At 59.1% G+C, this 230-nt stretch carries 1 protein-coding gene; it reads left to right on the forward strand.

Features of this window, described 5'->3' with window-relative positions; all coding sequences use genetic code 11:
- Positions 1 to 230 (forward strand): hypothetical protein (locus RAD04_RS39205; RefSeq protein WP_461628039.1); only part of this gene is annotated, 230 nt, incomplete at both ends.

Raw genomic sequence — 230 nt, forward strand, 5'->3', positions numbered from 1 at the left:
TTTTCGCCGGTCCACGGGCTCGAGATCAACCAATCGGTCGCCTGGAAGCGTGGCAAGTTCGACGTGTATCTGCAACCGGACAAGTCCTTCACCGACCCTGTCACGGGCGTGGTCACGACGACCTATACCAATGCCGGAGGCACGCGGATCAAGATCCCGAGCATCGATTATAAGGCGCAAGCCCATTGGCTGCTCCGCTTGCGCAACGACTGGCAGATCGACCCGGAATT

This window comes from Bradyrhizobium sp. 25ACV (assembly GCF_054863005.1).